Genomic DNA, 10,185 nt, shown 5'->3' on the forward strand with positions numbered 1-10,185 from the left:
TTTAGACTAGCATCTAATTGTTTGAACGCCTCTTTTATACAATTAAAATAAATGTATTTTGCCTTAATATATAGATTACTAGTAATATTTATTGGTCTTTATATATCTTTTGTAAGATTGATTCCAATGTATAAATCCTGTTGTTTGCTCTGTATATTGGTCTACCAATTACAACAAAATCACTGCAAGCCATCTTTGCATCTTGCAATGTTGCTACTCGCTGTTGGTCATCGCTTGGATTTGTAGTAGATTCTAGGCGAATTCCAGGAGTAACTGTTAATAGAGATGGTGAGATATTTTTGATAATAGACACTTCATCAATAGCGCACACAAGTCCAGATAGACCACTTTTATGTGTTAATATCGCCAGATTTTTTACACATTCTTTAATCTCTATGCTATATACTTCGCGAAATCCATTCGAATCAAAACTAGTTAACACAGATACCGCCATTATTAGCATATTAGATTCTTTTTCTTGTAGGAGATTAGCGATTGCTTGCATTGCTTTAAATCCACAACTTGCGTGTATGGTTAACATATCAATATCTAATTTCTCGCATTCAACAATAGAATCTAGCATTGTGTTTGGAATATCATATAGTTTTAAGTCTAAAAAAATCCTATATGATTTATCTTGCAATGCATACAATAGCTCCCTACCATCTCTTATATAGCTCCTTAGCCCAATCTTTAGCCATATATCTTTTGTGGAAATATTAAGATTCTTGCATGCCGTTGTTATATCATCAACAAGAATTATGTTATCTTCTTTGCTTGGCATGTCAAGTGCTACACAGAGCTTCATTTAGAATCCTTATTGTTTGGCTTTATAAATGCGCTTTTAGAATCCTTTGATTTAATAGGATTGTTCTTGCTACTTGTATTTCTCTTATCTTTTTTGAATTTTGATTCTTGTTTTGCTTGGCTATAAGGCTTATGATTTTTTTCTTGCTTAAATCTCATATGTTGCTTAGTGTTACTTTTATCTAATGATGTTGTTTCAGGTTTGCTAGATTCTATAGCTAAATTTATTGTCATTTGTCTTTCTTTTACAAGTTTAGCAATCTCATCTTTATGCGTTTTGGCAATACTATCAAGCACAGCATTAATTAGCCTACAGGCATCTTCAAGATTAAATATTTTAGCAATCTCAATGGCTTCGTTAATTACAACAGCTTTTTGTGTATTGGTTTCTAGTAGCTCAAAAGCTCCAAGCTTTAGTATATTTTTCTCCACTATACCCAATCTCTGAATATCCCATTCTTTTACAAATATATCTATGATATCTAGTATAGTTTGTTCATGTTTGCAAACTCCATATAGCAAAGAAAGGGCGAATTCTTGTTGCTTATTGCGTATTTTATTTTCATTAAAGAATATTTTAGCATCATCTATTGCATTCTCATTGCCCAATTCTTTTGCATAAAGCAACTGTATAACTGCAATCCTTGATTGTGTCCTAGTTGCCATATTTTCCCTTTGATTTTGTCCTATATTAGTCTAATTGACGATATATATTTATTAACTCAATTAAGCTAGACATAGATTCAAAGCCCTTATTACCTACCTTTATACCCGCTCTATCCAATGCTTGCTCTATGCTATCAGTTGTGAGAATCCCAAAGCTCACTGCACCGCCATATTTTAATGTTACATTTGCTACACCCTTTGTAGATTCTGCTGCAACATAGTCAAAATGCGGTGTGCCACCTCGAATAATCGCTCCAAGCACGCATACTCCATCATAATCTCCGCTCGATAGGACTTTTTCCAACGTAAACGGGATCTCGAATGCACCAGGGACTTTGATTAGTGTTAGTTTTTGTATATCACCACCATGCCTAACATAACAATCCTTTGCCCCTTCAATTAATCTGTCTGTTATCATGCTATTAAAGCGAGAGCAAATAATAGCTATCCTCTCATGCCCTAGTAGGGACATACTGCCTTCGATAATCTTCATAAATCTACCTTATGAGTGTATTTAGTTTTAAAATAGCCAAACTAGTTTGCTAAGTGCTATTTCTGTAAATTATTTGTCAATATTCTAACATGAATCTAAACAAAATCCAACGAAAGCCAAGCCAATAACTTTTATGACTTAGAGATTTTTATCCTATTTGGTATGCTTGACTATGCCTATGTCTAGCCAATGTTTTAAGAAATCTAATATGAATTTTAGTTTATAATTTGGTTTGAAAAAATATAAGGTTGCTATTTATGGCGGAGACAAAATACATTTTTGTAACAGGCGGCGTTCTAAGCTCGCTAGGAAAGGGAATCTCTTGCTCATCAATTGGAACACTTTTGCAACATTCTGGATTTAATGTTTCTATTTTGAAGATTGATCCATATATCAATGTAGATCCAGGAACCATGAGTCCTTTGGAGCATGGCGAGGTGTTTGTAACGGCAGATGGAGCAGAGACAGACCTAGATATTGGGCATTATGAGAGATTCTTAAATATGAATCTATCTCGAAATAATAATTTTACTACAGGGCAAATATATTTATCTGTGATAGAAAAGGAGCGCAAGGGCGACTATCTGGGCAAAACTATACAAATAGTTCCACATGTAACCAACGAAATTAAGCAACGTATCATGAATGTTGGACAAGATTCGGAATTTTTGATTGTAGAGCTTGGTGGCACTGTTGGTGATATTGAAGGCATGCCATATTTAGAGGCTATGCGTCAACTTAAGCATGAGTTAGGAGCGAATAATGTCCTTAGTATACATGTAACACTTGTTCCATATATACGCGTGGCAGATGAGTTAAAAACAAAGCCCACACAGCATAGTGTGCAAGAATTGCGTAGAATAGGCATTACTCCGCAAATTATCATTGCAAGATCAGAGCTACCATTATCAAAGGATACAAAAGAAAAAATAGCTCTAGCTTGTGATATTAATTCTAATAGCGTGATTAGCGCAGAAGATGCAAGCACAATATATAAATGCCCAATTAACTTTATTAATCAAGGAATCTTAGAACCAATCTCAAATGGATTGCATTTAGGCAATTTGCAACCTGATATGAGTGATTGGGATATGTTAGTAAAAAAGATTCTATCTCCTACTAAAAATGTGCAGATAGGCTTTGTTGGAAAGTATATTTCTCTAAAAGAATCTTATAAATCATTATTAGAAGCGTTTGTGCATGCTGGTGCTAATTTGGATACAAAGGTCGAAGTGATTTTTATTGATTCTGAGCATATTGAGGATTCTAAGCTTGCTAATGTGCAAGGCATATTGGTGCCCGGTGGATTTGGCGAGAGGGGCATAGAAGGCAAGATTGCAGCTATTAGATATGCTAGGGAAAATAATTTACCGTTTCTTGGAATCTGTCTTGGCATGCAGCTAGCCATGATTGAGTTTGCTCGTAATGTGTTGGAGCTAGATGATTGCAATTCTACGGAGTTTAATAAGCATTGCAAGAATCCAATCATATACATGATAGAAGATTTTATTGATATAGAAGGCAATAAGCAGGTTCGCACACATACTTCGCCACTTGGCGGGACTATGCGATTGGGAGAATATGAATGTCATATTAAGGTAGGCTCTAGGCTTGCTAAGGCATATAATGATGAGAAAGTTATAAAAGAGAGGCATAGGCATCGCTATGAGGCGAATCCCAAGTATAGAGAAGCTTTTGAGAAAAAAGGCTTGGTTGTAAGTGGTGAGTGCAATGGGCTTATTGAGGCAGTAGAGCTAAATTTCCATCCTTTTTTTGTTGGAGTTCAGTTTCATCCTGAATTTACCTCGCGACTGCAAAATCCAAATCGGGTGATAGTTGAGTTTGTTAAACAAGCCCAAGGGTATAAATAATGTTGCCAGATACAGAACTACAAAATCAAAGTAAACTCGCTAAATATACCAATAATAGTATTGATAGTAAAAATCCCCCTAATGATTACACTGCTATAAACAAAAGAGTGAAATTAAATAAGAACCATAAATCAAATAAAAAATCCAAGTCAGGCGATAAGCATTTTTTGCACTCTTTATATAACAATCCAGAAGCCATTCAGCTAAAAAAGACATTACGACAGTTCAGCCAATCAGATGAGATAAAGATTCTACTTGATGAACGTTTTAAAGATTATCCTTTTGTGCGAAAGCTTAGCAAGATTCCACATCCTAGTTCCCTGCTTAATAATATGGACGCGGCTAGACTTGCATGTGAAGTTATAGCCAATAATAAAAAAATTGTTATTGTGGGTGATTATGATGCAGATGGGATTTGTGCGACCTGCACTATGCTAGATTTCTTTGATGCTATGGGATATAAAAATATTAGCTTTGCGATACCAAATCGATTCAAACATGGTTATGGGTTTTCTCGTGCGTTGTTTGAAGAAATTGTAACAAAGCATGAAGATGTTGCATTAATCATCACTGTGGATAATGGTGTAAGTAGCTTTGAGGCTGCAAAGCTTTGCAAGATGTCAAATATCAAGCTAATCATTACAGATCATCATACATTAGAGGTTGATAATGATGGCAATATTCGAGTGCCTGATTCTGATTTTATGATTAATCCCCAGCAAGAGGCTTGCACGTTTCAATATAAGGATATTTGTGGCGCGCTTGTTGCGTGGTATTTTTGCTATGCGATTAAGATTCTTATTCAAGGTGATGTGTTGGCATCATTTAATTCTCAAAACCCTCTTATTAAGTTCTATGAAAAAAATCTATGCAATACTAGCATGAAAACATTGCTATTATTTGTAAGTATTGCTATTATCTCTGATGTTATGCCGCTTGATGCGATTAATTACACTATTTGTGATTATGGACTTTCTCACTTAAAAGATAATAAAAGCTCAGCCTTTCTTGTGGTTGTTGAATATTTTAAGTGCCTAATAGATTCCCAGATGCTTGGATTTAAGTTTATTCCTTTGCTTAATGCTGCAGGAAGGATTGATGATGGCACTATTGCCCTTGACTTCTTGAGATCTCAAAGTATTGCTGAAGCTAAGTCTAACTTTAATAAGCTAAAAGAGCTCAATAATTATAGAAAAGAATTGCAAGAGCAAGTAGCAAGAAAAGCTTTTAAATCACTTCGAAATAACGTGCACAATTCTAATATTTGCTTTGCTGTTGGACATGATTGGCATGAAGGTGTGCTTGGTATTGTTGCTGGGAAGATGGCTGATGAGTTTGGTAAGCCTAGCTTTGTATTAACTAATATCAATGGTGTTTGTAAGGGCAGTGGCAGGAGTGATGGAGATGTGGATTTGATTGCTAGTATGCATAAGGTTGGGCATTTATTTAGTCGTTATGGCGGTCATGTTGGAGCGGTAGGTTTGGAGATTAGTGAAGAGCATATTGATGAATTTTTGCGACTTTTTCGCCCTGTGTATCTTAAGAGGCAGAGCAAATATGATTTGTTAGGCATTCTGCCGCTAAATCTTGTGAATCGCCAAACCCTCCTACATATAGAATCCCATGAGCCTTATGGTAATGGTAATAGCATACCAAAATTCTTTTTTGAGCTAGAGATTTTGCGATTTAAAAGAACAAACCATGGATTTTTGGAGTTTTATCTAATAGATTCTAATTCTGATACTCCTATTAAGGCAATGTTCTTTAATACAAAATATATGCAAGCAGAGTTTGTATTAGGAGATATTCTGCAATTTAGCGCGACACTCTCAATTAATTCCCAATATTTTAATAGGCGGTATGGATTTCAACAAGCCTACTCCATTAGTCAGGTTATGCATATATTTTGTAGTGAAGATGAGCATTTGCATAGTCGGAACAAGGAGGAGATAATGCTAATTATAGACAAGATACATGGGATTTGTAAAAAAACTATATAACATAAATAGCCCTATCAAAGCTACTAAGTTCTTATTGCAACTAGGTTATTCTAAGTCGCAAACACAACGTATTATTGATAAGGGCAGGCTAAAACAATATGGAAAAGTCTTACAAAAATCTAGCCTAATTTCTAGGGGAGAAGTTGAGGTTATAGAGTTTGTCGGTATGGATTTAGGTCTTTGTGCTAGAGTTGTGTCTAATAATAGCAATGCTGCTCAAGATACAAATTTAAGCAACAAGTCCACTAATATAGATATGTATTCTCCGTCATTTTGCATATTCAATAAACCAGCAAAGATATTAACCCACCCAAAGAATAATGATATAAATAGTAAAGAGCCAAGCCTATTAGATCAATTACGATATAGCTATGGACAAGATTGCAACCCATGTCATAGATTGGATTATGAGACAAGCGGACTTGTCCTTTGTGCGCTTGATAAATCAAGTGAGATAAGATTAAAGAATCTATTCTTAGAACGCGATATTACTAAAGAATATCTAGCTATTGTGCGTGGTAGATTAGAAAAGACAATTTTAATACAATCTAATATTATCTTTCCTAAGAAGTTTGGTAACCTCTGTATTAAGGGTGAAGTAGATAATCTAAATATGCGTTATTTGGATAAATTGCAGGCAGATGATATATTGTATTCTTTGCGAGATCATCATAAAGCAAACTTTATGCAAGAAGATTTTACTTGGCTAGAATCAACTTATAATAATTCAAAAGCCCTAAATGCAGATTGTCTAATGGATTTTAAATCATTGTATTCCTCCTCTATGACTAGTAATCATGCTATTAGTCTATTTATGCCTATTAGATTATTTGATTATCCTTTGCACTGCTTTTTAGAATCTTGTTTTGGTAGGAAGGTATTTAGTGATAATATATTTAATTCAGATGTTTCAAGATTATCCAAACAAATAGAATCTAGGAAGTTTAATCAACAACTAGAATCATATATTCGATTTAGAGATGAGGCATTTAACAACCGCAATAAAGAATCTAATTTTTCTTTGGTTCGTATAGTGGCACTTACAGGCAGGACACATCAGTTGCGCATTCATGCTAATGCAATTCATCATAATATTATTGGGGATGTATTGTATGGGGTATCTAGTCATATTGCTAGCTTCTTTTTGGATTCCAAACTAGGTAGGAATACTTATAATATTGATGAATCTATTTATGATATACAACATAATAATGATTCAATGCCTCATGACAACGATATATTTCATAGGTTTTTATATTATTGCTCTAATTTGCCATTCTATTATCAGCAAATTCTAAATGATATGAGGGCATATTATACAGGTAGTACTAGATTATTGCTGCATGCGCACGCTCTTAACTTTCTTGGCAAAAGATTTACTACAAGTGATATTGGTTAACTTGTTAAATTAGCTATACATGCACAAAGCTATAAATAGGCAACATTTGGCTTATAGTGAACCCACTAAGGAATCAATTTTCTAAGAAAACTATTGATAACAAACAACAAGGTAGCTACACCAATAAGCATCCATAACTGACTTTCAAAAAAACTAGGTAAAGTGTCAATATTGTCTGCTTGCACATGTCCGCCAAGAAGTCCGGCCATAAGATTGCCAAGTGAAAGACCAACAAACCATAGACCCATGATTTGCCCCTTTATTCTACTTGGTGCAATTTGTGTCATTATGGACATTCCAACAGGACTAATAAATAATTCACCAAGAGTTAATAAAAAGAAGCTTGCCACTAGCCATAATGGAGACACTAGCCCACCACTTTGAAGCACAATCTTAGCTGCAAACATCATGACAGCAAAGCCAATACCTGTTATTATCATACCGAGGGCAAATTTGGTAATACTTTTGATATTCAAATTTTTATTTGCAAGGAATATCCACATTGCACTAATAATTGGAGCAAATATAATGATAAAAAACGCATTAATAGACTGAAACCAAACTATAGGAATCTCAAAACCAAAAACTACTCTATTCGTAAAGTCTTTAGCAAAAAGATTAAAAGAAATAGGTTGCTGCTCAAAGGTTGACCAAAAAGAAGCAGAGGCAACAAAAAGAATAAAGACCAAAACCAAATTTTTTTGCTCCCCTTTATTCAAGCCACTTAGAAAATATAAATAAGCAAAATATAAAATTGAACAACCAGCTATCAAGAAAGCCATATTTTTTGCAATAAAAACAGGTTCAACCGTGATTATGCCACTTCCACACATTGCCACTATAATTGCTATCACAATAGCGGCTATTCCTGTCCAAATTTTAATATTTTTTGGCTGGGAAGATAATGGCACCTCCCAGCTCTTCTCTAAACTAAGCTTATCGCTATATTCATTAAAATCCGGTATAGCTTTAAAATAAAAAACAAGCAAGGAAATTAGCATACCAAGACCACCAATCCCAAATCCTAAATGCCATCCATAATTTTCTGCCATAAGCCCACATGCAAGCGGAGCGATAACAGCTCCCAAATTAATACCCATATAAAATATGGTAAAACCAGAATCTCTTCGCGCATCATTCTGTTTGTAAAGCATTCCTACCATAACTGATGAGCAGGTTTTAAATAGACCAGTTCCAATCACGATAAGAATAAGTCCTAAGAAAAAGAAAAAAGTAAGAAAAACAGAAAAAGCAATGGAAAGATGACCAAGTGCAATAAAGAATGCCCCTATTAATGTAGCATTCTTTTGCCCTAGCCAATGATCTGCTAGATATCCCCCCGGCAATGTGGCTAAATATAGACTTCCAGCAAAGATTCCTACAATTGCAGAGGCAGTTGCCCTATCCATTTCAAATCCACCTTCTGATATGGCAGCAATCATAAACAAAATTAATAATGGTCGTATACCATAGTAAGAAAAGCGTTCCCATAACTCTGTAAGAAAAAGACCAAAAAGTGGTTTTGGGTGACCAATAAAGCTAGTTTCAATATGATGATGGGATTTAGAATAAGCCATAACAATCCTTTAAAATTCTATTATTTATTTTTTCAAAGAAACAAATATATGATGATAGGATAAAAACCTTTTCAGAAAAATATGATAAAAGGCAACAAATCTTGAATTAGTATGACCAATAACCTCAAATTTGAATCTCGTTATATTTCATTATTTCATATTCCAGCATTTTTTTATGGTCATCTTGTGTCTTACTGCCTAGTTTCTTTTTAATAAAAGGAAATATATATCGTGCTAGCTTTATGGCAAACTTAAAATATGAATGATTAATTGGATATTCGCTAAAGAGGTGTAAATCTTTGTAAGAGCAGAAGTGCACATTGTTTTGCTTGGCTATGAAGTCTAGGCTCTTTCGTGTGAAAAAGCTAATATGTTGTCCATGCTGAAATCCGTAATACCACCATGCATTTTCTCCTGCTGGCTGTGGAATATCACTAGATAGAATTTCTGTTGAAAATAGCAAGTTCTTGCAGATTGAAAGCATTTGATAAATTTCTTCTTTAGGATTTGGCAGATGTTCAAATACTTCGAAGCTAGTGCTAAGAGTAGGCTGAAGGATAGGTGATTTCGCTGGCATTTGGTTTGTATTATTTGGTATGAAATCTTTTATATCTGTTAATTCTTTATTATCTTGATTTTGTTTATATTTATTTTCTTGTGTTGATTCCTTGGTGTTTATGGAATCTTCTAACCTTTTCCATTCAAAGCCTCGCGCATAAAAGTTTTGGCAATATTTGTCTTCCCAAAACGCCTCAATCCCACAATCACGCAAAAGTCTTACCAATAGTCCATTTCCACCTCCAAGATCGAGCAAGATCTTTTCTGTCTCGCCTTGGTTTGGTTGTTTCCTGAAACCAAAAAACAAATAGGCTATACAAACTACTATTGTATATAGTTTAAGATTTCGGACTAGAATGCCTGTATCTGAAATATTTATAGCATTTTTATATGCTTCGCTTAACCAATATGCTTCGCCTACACTTAAAAATCCGCAATTCTGGCATTTATAAAGATGTTCATTATAACGTTGCAAAATCATAACTCTAAATGCTATTTTTGTCTCTTCGCCACAAATTTTGCATTTCATAATTACTCCTTAATTTCTGCTACTTAATTACTAATGTAAACTTATATTGTAATTGATTTTATATTTATAAGTTACTAGATTGTGATGATATCAAGCGAAGTTAGTGTGAGTAATAAAATTATAATAATTGTATTAGCTATTGTGTGTTGTAAGTAAGCTAATTATGTATGCTTTATTTCATTTACCAAACACACTCATAACCCCACTAAAATCTAAATACAGCTTTATATTAAGTAAACGAATCTTTATAATTCCTTTTCTCTTTGCTAGCTCAAATATAAAGCC

At 34.2% G+C, this 10,185-nt stretch carries 8 protein-coding genes; 3 read left to right on the forward strand and 5 right to left on the reverse strand.

Annotated features, from left to right (window positions below):
* Window positions 1–88: 88 nt before the first annotated feature.
* The 3 genes from pyrF to ribH are packed head-to-tail and all read right to left on the reverse strand — an operon-like array spanning window position 89 to window position 1,966.
* Window positions 89–808, reverse strand: coding sequence for an orotidine-5'-phosphate decarboxylase (gene pyrF / locus LS73_RS08115; protein WP_034559338.1), 720 nt, complete (start codon window positions 806–808; stop codon window positions 89–91).
* Window positions 805–1,473, reverse strand: a complete 669-nt coding sequence (nusB, locus tag LS73_RS08120; protein ID WP_081955660.1) for a transcription antitermination factor NusB — start codon at window positions 1,471–1,473, stop codon at window positions 805–807. Before nusB ends, pyrF begins: the two co-directional genes overlap by 4 nt.
* 25 nt (window positions 1,474–1,498) lie before the next feature.
* Entirely contained in the window at window positions 1,499–1,966 is a 468-nt protein-coding gene (gene ribH, locus LS73_RS08125; protein WP_034559337.1) for a 6,7-dimethyl-8-ribityllumazine synthase, read from the reverse strand.
* A 257-nt stretch (window positions 1,967–2,223) separates the two neighbouring features.
* On the opposite strand from ribH, the gene pyrG reads away from it, so the two are divergent.
* Genes pyrG through LS73_RS08140 form a run of 3 tightly spaced genes read left to right on the forward strand, consistent with a single transcriptional unit; the run spans window position 2,224 to window position 7,236 of the window.
* Entirely contained in the window at window positions 2,224–3,837 is a 1,614-nt protein-coding gene (gene pyrG / locus LS73_RS08130) for a glutamine hydrolyzing CTP synthase (protein ID WP_034559335.1), read from the forward strand.
* Entirely contained in the window at window positions 3,837–5,837 is a 2,001-nt protein-coding gene (locus LS73_RS08135) for a single-stranded-DNA-specific exonuclease RecJ (protein WP_081955659.1), read from the forward strand. Before pyrG ends, LS73_RS08135 begins: the two co-directional genes overlap by 1 nt.
* Window positions 5,812–7,236 carry a pseudouridine synthase gene (locus LS73_RS08140; protein ID WP_034559333.1) on the forward strand — a complete coding sequence of 475 codons (1,425 nt, stop codon included), beginning with the start codon at window positions 5,812–5,814 and terminating at the stop codon, window positions 7,234–7,236. Before LS73_RS08135 ends, LS73_RS08140 begins: the two co-directional genes overlap by 26 nt.
* A gap of 65 nt (window positions 7,237–7,301) precedes the next feature.
* Here the strand turns inward: LS73_RS08140 and LS73_RS08145 are convergent, their stop codons facing one another.
* On the reverse strand, window positions 7,302–8,813 hold the full coding sequence (locus tag LS73_RS08145) for a peptide MFS transporter (protein ID WP_052089941.1): 1,512 nt from the start codon (window positions 8,811–8,813) through the stop codon (window positions 7,302–7,304).
* A 124-nt stretch (window positions 8,814–8,937) separates the two neighbouring features.
* Window positions 8,938–9,900, reverse strand: a complete 963-nt coding sequence (locus LS73_RS08150; RefSeq protein WP_104692117.1) for a methyltransferase domain-containing protein — start codon at window positions 9,898–9,900, stop codon at window positions 8,938–8,940.
* Window positions 9,901–10,185: the final 285 nt, after the last annotated feature.

Source organism: Helicobacter muridarum (assembly GCF_000765805.2).
In the GTDB taxonomy this organism is placed as follows: Bacteria; Campylobacterota; Campylobacteria; order Campylobacterales; family Helicobacteraceae; genus Helicobacter_A; species Helicobacter_A muridarum.